This is a genomic window from Chitinophagales bacterium (assembly GCA_013816805.1).
Classification (GTDB): Bacteria; Bacteroidota; Bacteroidia; order Chitinophagales; family UBA10324; genus MGR-bin340.
This window is the reverse complement of sequence record JACDDS010000002.1, coordinates 219,060-238,575: the sequence shown is the minus strand read 5'-3', so window position 1 is coordinate 238,575 and position 19,516 is coordinate 219,060. Positions and strand designations below refer to the sequence as shown.

Annotated in this window: 16 protein-coding genes; 12 read left to right on the top strand and 4 right to left on the bottom strand. The window is 40.6% G+C overall.

Going from position 1 to position 19,516, the window contains the following annotated elements:
• Positions 1-59 precede the first annotated feature (59 nt).
• Positions 60-725 carry an MBL fold metallo-hydrolase gene (locus tag H0W62_02805; GenBank protein MBA3647472.1) on the top strand — a complete coding sequence of 222 codons (666 nt, stop codon included), beginning with the start codon at positions 60-62 and terminating at the stop codon, positions 723-725.
• 2 nt (positions 726-727) lie between these two features.
• Here the strand turns inward: H0W62_02805 and H0W62_02800 are convergent, their stop codons facing one another.
• The 4 genes from H0W62_02800 to H0W62_02785 form a co-directional block, all read right to left on the bottom strand.
• Positions 728-2,104 (bottom strand): hypothetical protein, encoded by a 1,377-nt coding sequence (locus H0W62_02800; protein MBA3647471.1) that lies wholly within the window; start codon positions 2,102-2,104, stop codon positions 728-730.
• A 36-nt stretch (positions 2,105-2,140) separates the two neighbouring features.
• On the bottom strand, positions 2,141-2,773 hold the full coding sequence (locus H0W62_02795) for a redoxin domain-containing protein (protein ID MBA3647470.1): 633 nt from the start codon (positions 2,771-2,773) through the stop codon (positions 2,141-2,143).
• 46 nt (positions 2,774-2,819) lie between these two features.
• Positions 2,820-4,007, bottom strand: a complete 1,188-nt coding sequence (locus H0W62_02790; protein ID MBA3647469.1) for a hypothetical protein — start codon at positions 4,005-4,007, stop codon at positions 2,820-2,822.
• Between the two features lie 73 nt (positions 4,008-4,080).
• Positions 4,081-4,893, bottom strand: a complete 813-nt coding sequence (locus H0W62_02785; GenBank protein ID MBA3647468.1) for an rRNA pseudouridine synthase — start codon at positions 4,891-4,893, stop codon at positions 4,081-4,083.
• Positions 4,894-4,998: 105 nt separating this feature from the next.
• Here H0W62_02785 and H0W62_02780 point away from each other — a divergent pair, with 105 nt between their 5' ends.
• The 11 genes from H0W62_02780 to H0W62_02730 all read left to right on the top strand — a co-directional run bounded on the left by H0W62_02780 (position 4,999) and on the right by H0W62_02730 (position 19,419).
• The gene (locus tag H0W62_02780) at positions 4,999-5,772 is read left to right on the top strand and encodes a TIGR00730 family Rossman fold protein (protein ID MBA3647467.1); all 774 of its coding nucleotides are present in this window, start codon (positions 4,999-5,001) and stop codon (positions 5,770-5,772) included.
• 84 nt (positions 5,773-5,856) lie between these two features.
• On the top strand, positions 5,857-7,398 hold the full coding sequence (gene purH, locus H0W62_02775) for a bifunctional phosphoribosylaminoimidazolecarboxamide formyltransferase/IMP cyclohydrolase (protein ID MBA3647466.1): 1,542 nt from the start codon (positions 5,857-5,859) through the stop codon (positions 7,396-7,398).
• A 116-nt stretch (positions 7,399-7,514) separates the two neighbouring features.
• Positions 7,515-8,882, top strand: coding sequence for a tRNA uridine-5-carboxymethylaminomethyl(34) synthesis GTPase MnmE (mnmE, locus tag H0W62_02770; protein ID MBA3647465.1), 1,368 nt, complete (start codon positions 7,515-7,517; stop codon positions 8,880-8,882).
• A 173-nt stretch (positions 8,883-9,055) separates the two neighbouring features.
• Positions 9,056-9,613 carry a restriction endonuclease subunit S gene (locus tag H0W62_02765; GenBank protein MBA3647464.1) on the top strand — a complete coding sequence of 186 codons (558 nt, stop codon included), beginning with the start codon at positions 9,056-9,058 and terminating at the stop codon, positions 9,611-9,613.
• Between the two features lies 1 nt (position 9,614).
• The gene (locus H0W62_02760) at positions 9,615-11,120 is read left to right on the top strand and encodes a type I restriction-modification system subunit M (GenBank protein MBA3647463.1); all 1,506 of its coding nucleotides are present in this window, start codon (positions 9,615-9,617) and stop codon (positions 11,118-11,120) included.
• 11 nt (positions 11,121-11,131) lie between these two features.
• Complete coding sequence (locus tag H0W62_02755; GenBank protein MBA3647462.1) at positions 11,132-12,490, top strand: Fic family protein; 1,359 nt, start codon at positions 11,132-11,134, stop codon at positions 12,488-12,490.
• A 42-nt stretch (positions 12,491-12,532) separates the two neighbouring features.
• Positions 12,533-13,870: a restriction endonuclease subunit S gene (locus H0W62_02750; protein ID MBA3647461.1), complete on the top strand. Its 1,338-nt coding sequence runs from the start codon at positions 12,533-12,535 to the stop codon at positions 13,868-13,870.
• A 227-nt stretch (positions 13,871-14,097) separates the two neighbouring features.
• Complete coding sequence (locus H0W62_02745) at positions 14,098-14,286, top strand: DUF3010 family protein (GenBank protein ID MBA3647460.1); 189 nt, start codon at positions 14,098-14,100, stop codon at positions 14,284-14,286.
• Positions 14,287-14,289: 3 nt separating this feature from the next.
• Positions 14,290-15,381: a protein kinase gene (locus H0W62_02740; GenBank protein MBA3647459.1), complete on the top strand. Its 1,092-nt coding sequence runs from the start codon at positions 14,290-14,292 to the stop codon at positions 15,379-15,381.
• A gap of 2 nt (positions 15,382-15,383) precedes the next feature.
• A complete protein-coding gene (locus H0W62_02735) occupies positions 15,384-18,695 on the top strand; it encodes a type I restriction endonuclease subunit R (GenBank protein MBA3647458.1) in 3,312 nt (1,103 codons plus the stop codon).
• Position 18,696: 1 nt separating this feature from the next.
• Entirely contained in the window at positions 18,697-19,419 is a 723-nt protein-coding gene (locus tag H0W62_02730) for a M48 family metallopeptidase (protein ID MBA3647457.1), read from the top strand.
• Positions 19,420-19,516 lie beyond the last annotated feature (97 nt).

The following is a 19,516-nucleotide window of genomic DNA, read 5'->3' as shown; positions in this document are numbered from 1 at the left end:
AATGCAAGACATTTACAGAACGTGCTTTCAATCCAAATTAGGGATTTATATATGAAACGATGATAGCTGCTTATCATTTTGTCTTTAACGATTTTCTGGAAAATACATACATATTATCGGACGAGTCCGGGGAATGTATTATTATAGATCCGGGGTGTTATTATGAAAATGAAAGGGAAGACCTTAAGAAATTTATTGTGGGAAAGAATCTTCACCCTGTGCTGCTGCTTCTCACCCATGCGCACATTGATCACATCCTGGGAGTTAAGTGGGTAAAGGAGACTTTTAATATTCCGTTAATGATGAACAAGGATGAGCTTTTCCTTTTTAACAATGCCGGAACTATTGCAAAAATGTATGGATTGCATGCTGATCCGCCGCCCGCTCCTGATAAGTTTTTACAGGAGGGTGACCAGATAAAATTTGGAAACTCTTTTCTTCAAGCAATATTCACACCCGGTCATTCGCCGGCCAGCATGTCGTTTCTTGCTGAAAAGGAAAATTTTATTATAAGCGGTGATGTGCTTTTTCAATCAAGCATTGGCAGAACAGATTTGCCTGGTGGCGACTATGAAACGCTAATGCAGAGCATCTTCAATAAATTATTGGTATTGCCTGAGGAAACTGTTGTTTACAGCGGCCATGGCCCGGCTACAAACATCGGAGAAGAAAAAAGGACCAACCCGTTTATTTTGGAATTTGCTGAAACAGTCCGAAAGCTTTGATATTATTTAGTTTCCAAGCTGATATCCTCATCCCCTTTTTCATAAGGCAAATAAGTAAGAATCAGCTGTAACATCTCTTGCGTCGTCTTCATGCTTCCGTTTCGGCCCTCCACGGTCTGGGGTGGATTGAAAGGATTATTCGGGTTATTTACGGTATTGTCGTAGGCAGCTATCACTTCTATTGTTGATCCTGCAGGAATGTGAACCATCTTAGGAAAGGTGTAAAAATATTGCCACCTGAAATCCCAGCTCTTTATTCGGATTATAGGTATTGTATCTCCCGAAGGTTTAACTGCATAAGAAATAAATGATTTTCCAAGTAAGTGCATGTGAGGGTTCACTGTAAGTAATGAAATATCACCCAGAATTTTAGCGCGTGTCACAAATTTCTTCACAGAATCTGCAGGAATTATAAGAGGAGGTATAATATCGGAAATACCCAGTGTCCCTAACTGAATCTCCATAGTGGGCCTTACCGGTGGTTTCTTTCCATAAAAAATATTAAGAAAGGAAGTATCTGAAACGGCCTCAGCAGAAGGACCATAATGAATATCATTCAGGTAAATAATTCCTCTTTTCTTTACGGCAAATCCGCCTATCCCATCTGGGTAAATAGTTCCTAAAACACCAGGCAGATAATTGGTTACAGAGTTTATCAGGATAGGATTGGAACCGTCATCATTAAGCAAAGACATTTCCTGAAAAACCGAATCACGATCGGCTTTCTCAGTGTTTATCACATATCGTCCTGCATAAATATCTTTTTTCTTCCCTTCCTCATAACAGATTATGTGTCCGTTAACATGGTGCACATAAGGGCTCCCGGGCATAAATTCCACTGCACGGATAAAAGTATCCCGCGGCAGTTCAAACGGAATTTTCATTACCATAAAACGGTCGGTATTATCACCTTCAATAAGGAAAGGTTTGATTCTTAAAGTAACGTCAGGCTTGCCGATTAGTGACCTCTGATCAAAATCAGGTAACGGAGGCAGCTTCGATAAATCACCGGCCGGGGCGCCTTCTTCGCTCCATTTTTTAATCATAGAAATTTCAGGATCGCTTAACACGAGCTCGTCACAGAAGTGAGTATAAGAAGGATCGGCCGGCCATGGGGGCATCAGATGCTTTTCTACTACCGCTGCAATGGTCTTCGATCTTTTTGAAACATCTTCATAGGTAACCAAGGGAATTAATCCTGCCTGCCCGGCACGATGGCAATTGGTGCAGTTTTTATAGATCACCGGGGCGATATCTGCGGAAAAGGTGATCTGCTTTTTTTGAGTGCAGGAAAAACAAGCAACACTGATAATAAGAATTATGGTATTAATCCCAATCTGCTTTCTTTTAGTAGAAATAAAATAGCTGAATCTTTTCACTTCGTGAAATTATAAAACAATCAGGCGAATGAAACGCTATTCAATGTAACAGCCCACTGCCTTTGTAGAATCGTTTGCAATGGGTCTGTTTTGCAAATAAGCATCAATAGCATCTGCTAGAAAATGATATGATACGTGAGCGCGCACCTGCCCGATTTCCACTGCCCAGTCATCGATCAACCCATGATATAGTATGGAACCCTTATTATCAATTAAAAAGACTTGTGGTGTTACGCGGGCATGTAACAAATTTTTTAATCTGAATTCCGGATCGAGAATAGTGGTAAATGAAAGGCGATGTTTTTGAAGAAATTCCTTTATCTCACTATCAGAATAATTTTTTCCGGCTACCACTCCATAGATCGGAATTTTTTGCGAAGAATAGGTACTGTCCAGGGCGTGCATCGTTTTTCCGTAAGAATTACACAAAGGACATTCTGGTTGAATGAAGAGAATTACCGAAGCTTGATTATCAGATAATTGCTGGAAAGAAAAATTCCGGTGATCCACTGTAGTCAGCTGAACCGAAAAAAGATCTGCTGATGCGGGTTCTTTTTTAGCACAGCATGCAAAGAGTGTTATGCAAAATAATAATGCAATTCTTTCACCTGGAATATGAAAGGTGAAAAAAGGTTTTTGATTTTTAAAGCGTCTAAGTTTCCCGGGCATTATTAATTCTTAAATGCTAGATTCATACCTGCTATCAGGCTTATTACTATTCGAAAAATCCTACGCTTCCGCCCACCCAATCCAAATCCCTGTTAAAGTCCACCCCAATCATTTTGCCTTTGCTCAGGCGAACCAGGTTAATGCATAATAGAGGCCTCTTTTCTCCATCCGGCCACAGAAATAACAAACGGATTTCTGCCTTTACCATGCCTCCGGGCGATTTAATAACGGGAGCATAAAACACTTTACGTTGAAGGATATAATTCTCAGGGTTGCTGATGCGATCAATGTCTTCCGATTTCACATCATAAATTACCCCACTGCCACTAAAGGAAAACAGCGGCTTTAAAACGTAATTCTCCAGGTCTGCAGGAATCTGCTTCAGTTCATTCAGAAAGGCTGTTTTGGGCACATACCTGCTGTCAATAAAAGGCATAGAAAATTTACTAATGCGGAAAAACCAGTTTGGATGCACAGCCCATGAGACATCGACATCTTCTGTTAAATTAAACTGGCACTTAAAATCGCTGCGTTTAACGAATTCATCAAATATTACCCGGTTGTATATCCTGCGTATCGGAACCTTCTTTCCATCCTTTTCATAAAATAAACTTCTGCCTTCACGAAGCACTTTACTGATGCAGATATAATTGATTCCCAGGTATTGTTTAGTAAGCTCAAAGTCTACCCTCGTCTTCTGCTTCTCCGGTTCAATTTCCAGAAGCACCACGTGCTCCGGGTCTTCATTTCCTATGATCCATTGCCGCAATCGCCGTAAATAAGATTCCTCATCCATGCCATTGAAAAGATGGCTTGTATTTTCAGGGGTCCAGAAATGCTTGCGATACTTTCCGGCAAGCCAATGCTGGTAACAAAACAATGAAGGAAAGGCCTGTGCCTCAATGAGCTGGGGCAACAGTTCACCGCGATTATCCTTGCATACTGCAAAATCTATTGCAATAGTGCGCGGAACACGATCTTCATTCGGGACTTTAAGATGAGAAGGAATAGCTCTGTCCGAAATACGGTAGTATTCATCCGAAATAACCACATTTAAAATTTCTTCTGCTCCTGCAATAAGCTCTTTTTTAAATTTTGAAGGGACAAAAATGGGCGTTTCTGCAATCCGGAATCCGATCTGATAACCGGCCTCATTATACAGGTCGTCTATAAACCGGCTATACTGCTCCTCTGTGAATTTTTCGTTGTATTGCTGGCGATATTCCGGAATCATAAAGAGAGTGGTGAAGTGCGCCAAAGTTAACAATCCACTTATGATTGCAAATGAGAGAGCCGGAAGTTCGGATTTAGGAAAGAACTTTCAGCTGCCGCACTTCTTTCTCTGACAGATGGCGCCATCTTCCCCGGGGCAGGTCTTTTTTTGTAAGACCGGCATAGAGCACCCGGTCCAGGCGGCGCACATCGTAACCGAGGTGTTCAAAAATCCTTCGTACAATCCTGTTTTTTCCAATGTGCAATTCAATACCAATAATGCTTCTATCCGCTGGATTGGAAAATGCGATATCATCCACTGCCGCTATTCCATCCTCCAGTTCAATACCTTTTGCAATCTTCTCGAGGTCTTGCTCAGCAACTTCTTTATTAACCATAACCTCGTATACCTTTTTTACTTTTTTACTTGGATGAGTAAGCTTCTGTGCAAGCTCACCGTCATTGGTAAACAACAATAGCCCCGTGGTATTCCTATCAAGGCGCCCCACAGGAAATACGCGCTCGGTAGTTGCATTTTTTATTAATTCCATTACCGTATGCCGTTCATGCTCATCATGCGTAGTGGTAATGAAATCTTTCGGTTTATTCAACAGGATGTACACTTTCTTTCCGCCTGAAATTTTCTTTCCCCTGAATACTACCTCATCGTTATTCTGAACACGGTAAGCCGGCGTTAAAATAGCTTTGCCATTTACCATAACTAATCCCTGCTGGATCAATGTTGCACAATTTCTGCGCGAAGCCACTCCTGCATTGGAAAGAAATTTATTCAATACAGTGCCTGGAGACAGTTCCTCTTTACTTTGATCTGCCTTTATAAACCGGCCCGTTGCAACATTTTTTTCTTTTGAACTGAATCTGTTTTTATCCGCGTATTTCTTATTCATAAATTCTTCAAAAATAACACATCACTTTTAATTTCCGGAAATCATCATATCTGCATCGGCTACTGCTGTTAACTTATATTTACGTCTTTTTTTTAAGTAACGTGAATGGAAAAAAGCTTTAAAGCACAACCTTCAGAAAAAAGTGCAGCTTCAAATGGAATGGAAAGCTGGTCTCTAGAAGGGCCGCATGCACGGCTAAAAGAACTGGGTTTTGTTTTCGAGGTTATGAAAGAATTTATCAAAGGATTCCGGACGCTGCACTTTGTAGGGCCCTGTGTCACTGTCTTCGGCTCCGCTCGTTTTAAAGAAGACCATCAATATTACATGCTTGCCCGCCAAATGGGCAGCGCTTTAGCTAACCTTGGGTTCACTGTAATGACCGGGGGTGGCCCGGGTATAATGGAAGCGGCAAACCGGGGTGCAAAAGACGCCGGCGGTGCATCTGTTGGGTGCAATATAAAGCTGCAGATGGAACAGGAGCCGAATCCATACCTGGACAGATGGATTACACTCGATCACTTTTTTGTGCGTAAGTTCTTACTGCTTAAATACTCCTATTCATTTGTGGTAATGCCTGGTGGCTTTGGCACTATGGATGAGCTTTTTGAAACCATTACCCTTATACAAACTAAAAAACTGGAAAATTTCCCCGTAATACTTATGGGAAAATCTTACTGGCAGACTATGATGACTTTTATTGAACAGATGTTAACCATCAGCACCATTTCAAGTGAAGACCTGAAACTGCTGCTGGTTACTGATGATGTAGAAGAGGCCATAGCGCATATTAATAAATTCGCATCAGGAAATGTCAGTTTAAAAAAGACTCTTAAAATAAAACCCATTCCTGTTTTAGGAGAGAGTAAAGTGTTAGAATAGTACGATAAATTTGATTAAAGTAAATTCCAGAAAGATTCTGGCTAACCCGAACGATCTGTTTTTTTACAGCAATTGTACCAATCCATGGACGAAGTGAAAATTAAAACAGCACTGATTTCGGTATATCACAAAGACGGTTTGGAACCAGTTGTAAAAAAGCTATATGAATCAGGTGTACAGATAATTTCAACTGGCGGCACGGCATCCTTTATTAAATCTTTAAATGTTCTGGTTACGGAAGTAGAAGAATTAACTCATTTTCCTGAGATACTTGGCGGCAGGGTAAAGACCCTTCACCCTAAAATCTTCGGAGGAATTTTAGGAAGGCGGGAATTATCAGATGATGTACACCAGATGCACGAACATATGATTCCCCAAATAGACCTGGTGATTGTGGACCTTTATCCGTTCGAAACTACGGTGGCTTCCACCACTGATGAATTCACAATTATAGAAAAAATAGATATTGGAGGCATCGCGCTTATTCGTGCCGCTGCAAAAAATTTTAATGATGTACTTGTTTGCCCGTCCCGGGAAGAATATGAAAACCTTTTTATGCTTTTAGAGGAAAAATCTGGAATTACTTCGAAGGAAGACCGCCAGCTTTTTGCTGCTAAAGCGTTTGCAGTATCGTCTTCTTACGATACCCTGATCTTTAATTATTTCAACCGGGCGGGCAAGATCACAACCTTTAAAAAAAGCATTAATCATTTTAAAAATCTCCGGTATGGAGAAAATCCACACCAAAAAGGTATTTTTTATGGTGAAACAGACCTTCTTTACGAGCAGCTTAATGGTAAAGAACTATCTTATAATAACCTGGCAGATATAGATGCGGCCTTTGATTTAATTGATGAATTTAAGGTTCCCGCCTGCGCCATCATTAAGCATACAAATGCCTGCGGAGTTGCTGAAGCAGAGGATGTAGTAGAGGCCTGGAATAAAGCTTTGGCAGCTGATCCGGTTTCTGCCTTTGGAGGAATTATTATTTTTAACCAACGAATTATCGAAGCTCTTGCTGGAAAAATTAACGGGATATTTTTTGAAATTATCATTGCTTCTGGGTACGATGAAGGTGCTCTGCAAATCCTTAGACAAAAGAAAAACCGGATAATCCTTTTGCGAAAAGAAGTGACGAAGAATCAGGGGAATGAAACCGGAAATAAAGTTTTTAAAAGTCTGCTGAACGGAATCATTGAACAAAGCAGGGACGAACTGCTTTCTTCAGAAGAGACATTGAAAATAGTTACACAAAATCATCCATCCAAAAACCAGGTTACCGATTTGCTGTTTGCAGAGAAATGTGTAAAGCATTTAAAGTCGAATGCCATAGCTATTGTAAAAGGAAAGCAACTTATAGGAATGGGATGCGGTCAAACTTCACGGATCGATGCATTAAAGCAGGCAATTGCAAGGGCAAAAGCATTCCATCTTGATCTTAAGGACAGCGTGCTGGCTTCAGATGCTTTTTTCCCATTTAATGATTGGGTGGAATTAGCACATGCAGAAGGTATTAATGCCATTCTGCAACCCGGCGGATCTATAAGAGACCAGGATTCCATAAACCTATGCAATGAATATCAAATGCCGATGGTATTTACAGGCTTACGGCACTTCAGGCATTGAAGAATGTAACATATTCTTGTATCCATTATGGTCTCCTTGAGGTTAATTTTTCTATAAATTAATTAAGAAATAATGATAAGGCGACTCTGGATTTTATCATCTATAAATAATATTTCATGGATCATCAAGACACTATAGTTGCACTATCCACTCCACCCGGAATAAGTGCCCTTGCAGTGATCCGCCTGTCCGGGAAAGAATCAATTACACTCGCTGATAAAATTTTCAAAGGAAAAAAACTCTCAGATCAGCCATCCCATACGCTTCATTTTGGAAAAATTACAGAAGATGATACCGTAATCGATGAAGTGGTGATTGGCATTTTTAAAGCGCCGCATTCCTATACGGGAGAGCATATAGTCGAAATTTCCACCCATGGCTCCTCCTTCATCGTGCAAAAAATAATACGGTTATTCATTGATCTCGGAGCACGGGCTGCGGGGGCAGGAGAGTTTACGCAGCGTGCTTTTCTAAACGGTAAGTTCGATCTCTCGCAGGCTGAAGCGGTGGCTGACCTGATTGCAGCCGATTCGGACAGCGCACACCGGGCTGCAATGAACCACATGCGCGGTGGGTTTTCTGCCGAAATAAAAAAGCTTCGTGAGGAGTTGATCCATTTTGCTTCCTTAATTGAGCTCGAACTGGATTTTGCAGAAGAAAATGTGCAGTTCGCAAATCGCAACGAGCTTACCGGACTGATCTTAAGTCTGAGAGATCATCTGCTGCATCTTAAAAGTTCTTTCCGGCTGGGAAACGTGATCCGTCACGGCGTTACAACCGTAATTGCGGGAAGGCCTAATGCCGGCAAATCAACATTGCTGAATGCATTGCTGAACGAAGAGCGGGCTATTGTCTCGGAGATTCCCGGTACCACGCGGGATGCTATTGAAGAGGTGGTCAATATTGATGGAGTTTTATTCCGGCTCATCGATACCGCCGGTATCCGTGAAGCTACGGACGTGATTGAGAAGCTGGGCGTTGAAAAAACAATGGAAAAAATAAGTCAGTCAACGGTGCTGCTCTACGTTTTTGATGTAAACGAAATGGACCGTGAGGAACTGCTAAATGAATTGTCAAAGTTACCGCAAGGAAAAGCCGCTGTGGTGGTAACAGGTAACAAAATAGATGCTCAGCGGAATAACAATTTAGAGAACCAATATTTGAATATTGAGAACCTGATTTTTGTTTCTGCGAAACAGAAAATACACCTCGACTTTTTAAGAAAAAAGCTGGTCTCACTTGTTGCCGGTGATGCACAGGCAGGCGATAAAACCATTGTCACCAACGTGCGGCATTATGAAGCGCTTTCGAAGGCAGACCAGGCGCTGGAAGATGTTTTTCATTCTTTGCAATCAGATGCTTCCGGAGAGCTCTTTGCGGCTGATATCAGGCGGGCATTGAATGCCTTAGGGGAAATCACCGGTGAAGTGACTACAGAAGATATTTTAGGGTCGATATTTTCGAAGTTTTGTATCGGGAAATAGTCTAGTCTTTCTCACAGGTTTGGCATCAGCAAAGATTTTTCTGCAGTTTTTTGGTTAAAGAATTATTAATCCTGATAATCAAGTAATTAATATTATTTTATTTAAATAAAATAATAAATATCAATCAGAAATTAGAAAATTCTGAATTTTGTATTTAGATAATATGAATTAAATTGATTTTTCAACTCCAGCAAGTCGCTGCACTTCAGTTTGGTCTTTATGAAAATCCAGTCCCGACCGGAGATATTATTTACCTGCAAGGTATAAATCTTGTAACTGAACTGCGCCACCATTCTTTTAATACATTCCTTCCAGTAGATAAGGTTTCACCTAATCATATTCTTCAGAAAAATGATATCCTTATAGCCTCCAAAGGTGTGAGTAATAAGGCCATCAAGTACGACGGCTCCTTTGGTCCGGCTGTAGCCTCATCACTTTTCTTCATTGTGAAGCCGGATATCTCCCAGGTGCTTCCGGATTATCTTACTATTTTTCTTAACGACATCAAAACCCAAAACTTATTAAAATCGCTTGCCGGAACTACAACCGTCCCGCACATAAGCAAAAAGGATTTGGCCGAAATCACTATCCCGATTCCGTCAATCGAAAAGCAGAAAAGAATTATCGTATTCATACAACATTGGCAGCGCGAAAAACAAATCACAAAACAGTTGCTTCAAAAAAAGGAACAATTCTATTCATCACTTTTCAACCAACTAATTCAGAAATAATATGGCAACAAAAATTTCCCAATCTGAGATCAACAACATGGTATGGAAAGCGTGCGACACCTTTCGCGGCGTAATAGATCCTGCTCAATACAAGGACTACATTCTCACCATGCTCTTCATCAAATACCTAAGCGATGTTTGGAAAGACAAGCGCGAAGAGTACATGAGAAAATACAACGATGATCCTGAGAGAACGGATCGTGCCATGAAGCACGAGCGCTTCGTTGTTCCCGATCACAGCACCTTTGATTACCTCTATGATCGGCGCAATGAAGGCAACCTCGGTGAACTCATCAACACTGCGTTGAATGATTTGGAAGAGGCCAATCGCACGAAGCTGGAAGGTGTGTTTAGGAACATTGATTTCAACTCAAACAATTTAGGTCCGGTTAAGGAGCGTAATCTCCGGCTGAAAAATTTGCTCAATGATTTCGCAAATGAAAAACTTGATCTGCGTCCTTCACACCTCGATGACCACGACATCATTGGCAATGCTTATGAGTTTCTGATTGGCAACTTCGCCAGCGATGCAGGCAAGAAAGGTGGTGAATTTTACACGCCAAAAGAAGTGGCTCAGTTGCTCGCAAAACTTTTGCAACCAAAACCCGGCGCACGAATTTCTGATCCTACTTGTGGTTCCGGCTCATTACTCATTCGTGTTGGTAAAGAAGTAGGCAGCAAGAATTTTTCACTCTATGGTCAGGAGAACAACGGTAGCACCTGGGCATTGTGCCGCATGAACATGTTCCTGCACGAAATGGATAACGCAGACATTGAATGGGGCGATACACTCAACAACCCCAAGTTGCTCGAAGGAGATCATCTCATGAAGTTTGACATTGTAGTTGCTAATCCTCCCTTCAGCTTAGACAAGTGGGGAGCGGATTCTGCATCATCTGATCAGTACAAAAGATTTTGGCGCGGCGTACCACCTAAGAGTAAAGGTGATTATGCCTTCATCACGCACATGATCGAGAGCACCTACGAAACGCACGGGAAGGTGGGTGTGGTGGTGCCTCACGGTGTTTTGTTTCGTGGCAGCAGTGAGGGCAGAATTCGCCAGAGCTTTATCGAAGAAAATCTTCTTGAAGCCGTGATCGGTTTGCCATCAAACCTCTTCTTTGGCACCGGCATTCCCGCAGCCATTCTCATTTTCAATCGTGGCAAGCAAACCAAAGATGTTCTGTTTATTGATGCGAGCAAAGAATATGAGCAGGGTAAAAATCAAAACCGCCTGCGTACACAGGACATTGAAAAAATTGTGAGCACCTACAATGCTTTCCGCAGTGGCACTCGTGAAGATGTACCGAAGTATGCGCATGTTGCTTCTCCTGAAGAAATCAAAGAGAATGATTACAACCTGAACATTCCCCGCTACGTGGATACATTTGAAGAGGAAGCTGAAGTGGATATTAAGGTTGTGCAAAAGGAAATTGATACTCTTGAAAATGAACTTGTCGAGGTAAAAAATAAAATGAAATCATACCTCAGTGAATTAGGATTTTAATCCAAAACCTTATGACTATAAAAGAACTCTATCAAAAAGCAGATGAGCTAAAAGGTCAACTCGCAAAACACCAACCTCTGAAGCGCGAAGATGAAGATCGCCTTTGGAAAAAATTCCGGCTCGAATGGAATTACAATTCCAATCACATCGAAGGTAATACACTCACCTATGGTCAAACTGAATTACTTCTCATTTTCGGTAAAACCACCGGCGACCATGATAAGCGTGAGTATGATGAAATGGAAGCACATGATGTCGCAGTGAAAATGATCTATGAACTGGCAAATGATAAGGAGCGTGACCTGACAGAAAATTTTATTCGCCAGTTAAATGAAGTGATCCTGGTACGTCCGTTTTGGAAAGAAGCCATTACACCGGATGGACAACCTACACGAAGAGAAATTACTCCGGGTGAATACAAGAAATTTCCCAACTCTGTCCGGCTGCAAAACGGTGAAATCTTTCACTATGCCTCTCCGGAAGAAACTCCAGCGCTGATGGGCGACCTCTTAGCATGGCATAAACAGGCTTCGTTTGAACACATGGTGCCGGTATCACTTGCAGCACAACTGCATTACAAGTTTGTTCGCATCCATCCTTTCGATGATGGCAATGGTCGCATTGCACGGTTGCTCATGAACTTCATTCTGCTGAAAACTAATTTCCCACCTGTCATCATCAAATCGAAAGATAAAAAAGGATACCTCACCGCATTGAACAAAGCGGACACCGGTGATCTTGAATCTTTCCTATTCTACATAGGTGAAGAACTACAGTGGTCTTTGGGAATTGCCATCAAAGCAGCAAAGGGAGAAAGTATAGAAGAAGCTGATGATTTGGATAAAGAACTTACATTACTCAAAGCAGAATTAAGAGGAGAAAATGTTTTAACTATTGCAGCAAATTCCGAAAATATCTGTAACGCTATGGCTCAAAACATCATTCCTCTTTTTATATTGATTGAAGAAAAATGCGAAGCGCTAAAAGATTTTTTCTTTACTACCGACCGAAAAATTGAGTTTGAAATTGATGGCGAAGATTTAAAAAGATCTGTCGGCACAAAAGATAGTGAATGGGATCAACTAAAAATAAAATGGCTGGAAAATGACCTGAGAGCACAAGGAAAAAAGTTAGGACACATTCGCTACAATTATGAATTGAAAGGGTTTAAAAAAATTGTTTCTGCCAATTCGTTCTTGCTGAGTATCGACGTGTACTTCAATGAATTCAACTACACCATTAACACTGAGCAGAACTCGCAACAACCGTTGAGTTTGCCTTACGGAACGAAACTTCCTGAAGATGAATTACGGAAAATTACCGGGCCTGTAATTAGGCATGTCATGGACCAAATCAAACAAATTAAATAATACTAAAGAATTTGTTCTCAATCACCTCAATGATTATTTGAAATGAAAGCAGTGGAAGAGATAAAGAAAAGCAATCTCAATAGACCTGAGCCAAACTCGATTCCCGAAGATTGGAAATGGACAGAGTTTGGTTCAGTGTTTAAGTTCCTCTCGACATTTTCTTTTTCAAGAGATGATCTCACCAGTGAAAAGGACAATGGTGAATTGCTGTACATCCACTACGGTGATATACATGCCAAGTTTGAAAACGAAATTGTAGATTTTGATTTGGATAACAGAGTTCCGTTTTTGATTGATGGATTTTTCTCCAAAGAAGATTTGGAGGATGATGAATTTCCACTCTTGCAAGACGGTGATTTGATCATTGCTGATGCATCAGAAGATTATGAAGGAGTTGCAGAATGTGTTGAACTGAAAAATGTGAAGGACAAAAAAATTATCAGTGGCTTGCATACGATTGCCGCACGGGATAAAAATGGAAACACCGCACAAGGCTTTCGCACTTACATTTTCAATCACCCCAAGGTTTCAAACTCACTTAAACGATTTGCACAGGGCATCTCAGTTTACAGCATTTCAAAAACACATTTGGCTGAGATCAAGATTCCACTTCCTCCGCTCGCACAGCAGCAGTCCATTGCAAAACTTCTTACCACTTGGGATAATGCCATCACCAAAATGCAATCACTCATCATCCAGAAACAACTGAACAAAAAATGGCTCATGCAGGTCTTACTTATAGGCAAGGAGCGGATCAATGGATTTAATGAAGAATGGAAAATGGATTTCATTTCGAATGTAACTAAGCGAGTTCGTACGGCATTTTCACCTGAGCTAATACAGATGTATCGTGAAATTGGAATAAGATCACACGTAAAAGGGATTTTTCATAAAGAACTCAAATCAGGTAAAGACATTGGAGAGAAATCGGTTTTCTGGGTTGAGCCCGATTGTTTCATTTTCAATATTGTGTTTGCATGGGAACATGCAATTGCTAAAACAACAATGGCTGAAAATGGAATGATTGCTTCTCATAGATTTCCAATGTACAAGCCTAAAAAAGGAGTAATGAACTTGGATTTCTTGCTTTATTATTTCAGTTCTCCGAGAGGAAAGTATTTACTCGGAGTTGCCTCTCCAGGAGGAGCTGGAAGGAACAAAACAATCGGGCAAACAGAATTTCAAAAACTTCAAATCCCGGTTCCACCTATTGAGGAACAAAATGCAATTGCAGAGTTGATGCAGTCAGCAGATAAAGAAATACAACTTCTAAAAAGTGAATTGGAAAAATTGAAAGAGCAGAAGAAGGGATTGATGCAGCAGTTGTTGACAGGGAAGTTGAGAGTTAAAAATTTAAAAACAAAAAATGAAAACCTATGATAGCATTAGGAATACAAATAGTAAGCACTGAGGCAATTCTTGTAGTTATTAAACAACGTGAAGATGATTCGTTGCACCAAATTGAGCAGTCTTGTAAGTTTGGAATAAAGAATCACAAAGACAGTTCACAGGTTCGACAGTTCAGAGACTAGGTAATCGCTGCGCTCAATACCATCAAACCTGATATTGCTGCTATCCTTTATCGCAATCCAAATGCTCCGGCGAAAATGAAGCCTTCACCAATATCCTTTAAACTCGAAGGAGTTTTTCAACTGTACGATGATATAGAGATTGGATTCATAGCTCCACAAACTGTTACAGCCTACCTTAAGAAACATCAACCTCCTATTCAGCCTAAGTACAGTTATCAGCAGCACGCGTTTAATCTCGCTTTCTATTTAATTACAAAATCATAGTCGATGATAGAACTTCTTGATGAGGATGCACCGGAACCAATTAGAAATTTTGTCCGCAATAATCACGATGTAGAGTTCACTCAATATCACAGACGCGGTCAAATGGGAGAAGTATATTTTGGAAGACGCTTGAAGCTCAATGATGATGTTGCTTACAAGTTTTATTGGGCAAAACCCGATTACGATTCTTCAGAGGAAGCCGTCATTCTTCGGCATATTTCTCACAAAAACATTCTTCGACTTTATGAACTCAAATTTTTACCGCCTTCGTTTGCATACTTCGTGACTCCGAAATTGTCTTGTGACCTCCAACAACAGATTGAGGTAGGTAGATTGTCTTCCCGTCGAGCACTTGAAATTACGGCGGATATTCTCCTGGGAGTAACAGAACTTCATTCAAAACATCAACTCGTACATAGAGATCTAAAGCCTCCAAATGTCTTACTTGATGTAAAGTTGTCTGTGATTGCTGATTTAGGAGCCGTAAAGAAGATCAGTGAAGAAAAGGACTTTGTGAATGCATCTAAAGCGACTTGCTTCTATCTGCCGCCTGAATCAATTGAAGAAAACAAATATTACTTTCAATCTGATCTCTATCAAGTAGGACTAATTTTATTTCAAAGTCTGGGTGGTTTTTTCCCTATCAACACGCCTTACGACTGGTTAACTTCTAAACAGCGCCGTGAATTATCGCTTGTACGAGATGGAACTCAACAGCAGCAAGAGTTTGATAGAATGATTGGGAAGCAGATTTTGAAAGGAACTCTTGCTGACCTTCACACTCTTCCTCAGTATTTAGATGGTGGATTCAAGCGTGTTCTCGCGAAGGCGTTGCAAATTGATCATTCGAGGAGATTCAAAAATTCATCTGAGTTTTTGCAAGCTGTTCATGGCTTGATCCGCACTTACCCAGATTATTCGCAGCAAGGGGATACATTGCTAATCATACACGGAACGCACTCTGAATATCGCGCCAACAAAGATGCACAGGGTCGATGGTCCGTTGAGAAGAGAATTGATGGTAAACAATGGCGACGAAATAACAATCACGATGGAAGATTAACTTCAATTCTACGCATTTGTAAGAATAAATAATCATGACCACTCCATCTTTCAAAGAAGATCACATCTCGCAGATACCTGCACTGCAACTGCTCATGAACATGGGCTTTCAGTATTTGTCTCAGGCAAAAGCATTGGAAGAACGCCGAGACAAAACTTCCGTTGTGCTGCTTGAAAATATTTTGCGCAAAGCATTGAATGAAATCAATACCATCCATTACAAAGGAGGCATTCACAAATTTTCTGACAGCAACATTCAGCACGCCATTCAATCACTTAAAGATTTACCCATGCAGGATGGCTACATGGCAGCGAGCCAGCACTTGTATGATCTCATTACAATGGGTAAAAGTTTTGAGCAAGCCATTGACGGTGATAAAAAGAGTTTCACGCTGCGCTACATTGATTGGGAACACCCCGAAAGAAATGTGTACCACGTCACAGAAGAATATCAGGTTTTACGCGCATTCAGTCCTGACCATTATCGTCCTGACATTATCATCTTCATTAATGGCATTCCAATCGTCGTGATCGAATGCAAGCGCCCTGACATCAAAGATTCTTTGGAGCAGGCAATCTCTCAAAGCTTGCGCAACCAGCAGGAGGATGGCATTCGCTCTCTCTATGTGTATTCTCAAATGCTGATGGCATTGGCAGTAAACAATGCACGCTTTGCAACCACAGGTACAGAAGAAAAATTCTGGAGCTTATGGAAAGAAAAATTCAGCAGTAAGGAAGAGGAGCAGCAATACAAAGTGAAGCTGCATCGCCTGAAAAACACTCCACTTAGTGAGGCAAATAAAAAAATGTTGTTCGCCGGGCGCTTCAAATACGTTCGCAGCTACTTTGAAGAACTGGAAAAACAGGAGCGCAGATACACGGCGCAGGATGAAATGCTGTTCAACCTTTGCCGTCCAGGGCGCCTGCTCGAAATGATTTTCAACTACATCATCTACGACGGAGGTGAAAAAAAGATTGCCAGGTTTCAGCAATACTTCACCGTCAAGAGCACCTTGCAGCGGGTGAAAACATTTATCCCAGGTGTAACTCCCGGAACCAAAAGAAGAAAAGGCGGAGTGATATGGCACACACAGGGAAGTGGTAAATCACTCACCATGGTGCTTATGGCACAGCAGATTGTGCTCGATAAAGACATCCGTAATCCGCGCATTGTACTCGTAACAGATCGGGTGGACCTTGATGATCAGATAACAGATACTTTCAAAAAGTGTGGCAAGCCGGTGAAGAATGCGACCATTGGTATTTCTAAGGAAGTGAAAAAGAAATTGGATGGCATACCACTTACAGAAGATGAACAGAAGAAATTGAATAATGACACAAGCTTGGTGGGCCTGTTAATGTATCATGAAGCAATAGTCACTTCAGTAATTAACAAGTTTGAAGCAGCCGTAAAGCAAATCAACAACACACTGACTTCCACAGAAATTTTTGTGTTGGTGGATGAGGGTCATCGCACACAGTACGGACAATTCAACATCAAAATGCAAAAGGTTTTTCCCAATGCCTGTTTCATTGCATTCACTGGAACTCCGCTCATAAAGAGAGAAAGAAATACAGCAGCTAAGTTTGGAGGCCTCATAGAACCATCTTACACCATCATCGAAGCAGTTTCAGATAAAGCAGTCGTGCCACTCTTGTTTGAAGGCAGACATGCGCTACAAAACGTAAATGAAAATCCCATTGATGCATACTTCAACATGATTTCTGAACCGCTTACTACGTATCAGAAAGCAGAATTGAAAAAGAAATTCAGTCGTGCCGACCATCTCAATGAAGCAGATCAGAAACTCTATTGCATTGCATGGGACATTAGCAAGCATTTCCGCGACAACTGGAAAGACACAGGTTTCAAAGGGCAATTGGTTACTCCATCAAAAGTTGCCGCACTCAAGTACAAAAATTTTCTCGATGAAATTGATTTGGTCACTTCAGAAGTTTTGTTTTCTCCTCCCGATGAACGGGAAGGAAGTGATAACGCATTTGAGGAGCCAAATGACAAGGTAGTTGCCTTCTGGAAAAAGATGATGAACAAATATGGAAGTGCAAAAAAATATCAGGACAGAATCATCAGCAGCTTCAAGAAAAGTGAAACACCTGAAATCATCATTGTTGTTGACAAGCTACTCACAGGATTTGATGCCCCAAGAAATACTGTCCTCTATATCACAAAGGAGCTTAAGGAACATACGTTACTACAAGCCATCGCAAGGGTGAATCGTGTGTACCTGGGAAAAGATTACGGTTACATCATTGACTATTATGGCATCTTGAAAAACCTCGATGAAGCATTGACAAGCTATGAAGCACTCAGTGACTTTGACGAAGAAGATTTGATAGGAACTATTACTAACATCAATGAGGAAATAAAAAAATTACCGCAAGCTCATTCTGAGCTTTGGGACATCTTCAAAGAAATCAAGAACAAGTATGATGAAGCCGCCTACGAAGAATTGCTTCGTGATGAAGCACTTCGTTCAATGTTTTACGACAAGCTCTCAAACTTTGCACGGCTCCTGAAATTAGCATTGTCATCAATAGAGTTTGAAAAAAACACACCGGAGAAACAAGTAGAGCGATACAAGGAAGATGCAAAGTTCTTCCTCCAGTTGCGCATTGCAGTGAGGCAACGTTACTCAGATGAAATTGACTACAAGCAATACGAACAACAAATACAGAAACTCATTGACACACACATCACCTCAGACCAGGTGATCAAACTCACTGAGCTGGTAAACATTTTTGACAAAGAAAATTTTCAGAAGGAAGTAGAAAAGGTAGTTGGGGCAGCAGCTAAAGCAGACACGATTGCAACAAGAACGCAAAAAACCATCAATGTAAAATGGGAAGAAGATCCTGCTTTCTACAAAAAGTTTTCTGACATGCTCAAAGAAGCAATCCGTGCTTACGAAGAAAAAAGAATTTCCGAAGCGGAATACTTAGCACGAACTCAAAAGATTCAGGATGCTATTATCAATCACACGAATGAAGACATTCCTCCGAGCTTAAGAAACCATGAAGTAGCACAGGCATTTTTCGGAATCACTATGGAAATCATCAAAGAAAAAATTAGCGATGAAGTAACATCAAAGGAAATTGCCGCGGATGCAGGACTGGAAATTGACGAAGCCATTCACGAAAAAATATTTGACAATGGACAACCAATGGTTGACTGGCAGAATAAATCAAATGTGATTGGTCAAATGAACATTGCAATTGGTGATGTACTCTACGAAATACGAAGCAAGTACAATTTCGAACTAACTAATGAGCATATAGATGCTATTGCAGAACGTGTAATTGAAATTGCAAAAATCAGGTACAGATAAAATGAAAGAACAAGTTCTTAAGAGAGATAAATTTCATTTTGGTTCCACCGAAATTGTGTACAACACTTTCTTGAAGGAAAGAAAATCCATTGGCATTACTGTAAGACCTGATCAATCAATTCTGGTTACTTCACCACTTCACATTTCAAGTGAAAAGGTAAAAGAACTCGTAAAGAAAAAAGCACCCTGGATCATAAAGCAGCAGAGTTACTTTCTTTCTTTCCATCCATTGACACCACCTCGAAGGTATGTTGGAGGCGAAACACATTTATACTTAGGAAGACAATATCGCCTGAAGCTTGTTGAATCGAAAAAGGAAGAGGTAAAAATGAAAGGCGCCTTTATTTTTGTTTACACAAAAAAAAAAGAAAACAAAAAGCAGGTGAAACAGCTCATGAATGAGTGGTACAGAATAAATGCGAACGAGAAATTTGAAAAGTATTTTGCTGAATGTAAGAAACTATTTCACCGTCAGGATTTGAAGGAAGTGAAGATTCAATTAAGAAATATGCCAAAGCGATGGGGCAGTTGCACGGTGAAAGGGAAAATTATTTTGAATCCTGAATTGATCAAAGCTCCGCGAGGGTGCATTGAATATGTGTTGATCCACGAATTGTGTCACACAAAATTCGCCAATCACAGCAATGCATTTTTTCATCTCCAATCTCAAATGATGTCTGATTGGGAAAAGTGGAAAAGCAAATTGGAAAAAGTAATGTCGTAAAACAATGACAATTTATTTACTATTTCATGTACCAAATCTTCAACCCTTCAGGCTTGAACAGAATTTTTTGAAATAATACTTTGCTTGTTAAATAAGT

Bases quoted from the DNA above. Each gene is read 5' to 3' on its own strand.
- H0W62_02805 (MBA3647472.1), top strand. From the start codon at position 60: ATGATAGCTGCTTATCATTTTGTCTTTAACGATTTTCTGGAAAATACA.
- H0W62_02795 (MBA3647470.1), bottom strand. From the start codon at position 2,773: ATGCCCGGGAAACTTAGACGCTTTAAAAATCAAAAACCTTTTTTCACC.
- H0W62_02790 (MBA3647469.1), bottom strand. From the start codon at position 4,007: ATGATTCCGGAATATCGCCAGCAATACAACGAAAAATTCACAGAGGAG.
- H0W62_02785 (MBA3647468.1), bottom strand. From the start codon at position 4,893: ATGAATAAGAAATACGCGGATAAAAACAGATTCAGTTCAAAAGAAAAA.
- H0W62_02780 (MBA3647467.1), top strand. From the start codon at position 4,999: ATGGAAAAAAGCTTTAAAGCACAACCTTCAGAAAAAAGTGCAGCTTCA.
- purH (MBA3647466.1), top strand. From the start codon at position 5,857: ATGGACGAAGTGAAAATTAAAACAGCACTGATTTCGGTATATCACAAA.
- mnmE (MBA3647465.1), top strand. From the start codon at position 7,515: ATGGATCATCAAGACACTATAGTTGCACTATCCACTCCACCCGGAATA.
- H0W62_02760 (MBA3647463.1), top strand. From the start codon at position 9,615: ATGGCAACAAAAATTTCCCAATCTGAGATCAACAACATGGTATGGAAA.
- H0W62_02755 (MBA3647462.1), top strand. From the start codon at position 11,132: ATGACTATAAAAGAACTCTATCAAAAAGCAGATGAGCTAAAAGGTCAA.
- H0W62_02750 (MBA3647461.1), top strand. From the start codon at position 12,533: ATGAAAGCAGTGGAAGAGATAAAGAAAAGCAATCTCAATAGACCTGAG.
- H0W62_02745 (MBA3647460.1), top strand. From the start codon at position 14,098: ATGAAGCCTTCACCAATATCCTTTAAACTCGAAGGAGTTTTTCAACTG.
- H0W62_02740 (MBA3647459.1), top strand. From the start codon at position 14,290: ATGATAGAACTTCTTGATGAGGATGCACCGGAACCAATTAGAAATTTT.
- H0W62_02735 (MBA3647458.1), top strand. From the start codon at position 15,384: ATGACCACTCCATCTTTCAAAGAAGATCACATCTCGCAGATACCTGCA.
- H0W62_02730 (MBA3647457.1), top strand. From the start codon at position 18,697: ATGAAAGAACAAGTTCTTAAGAGAGATAAATTTCATTTTGGTTCCACC.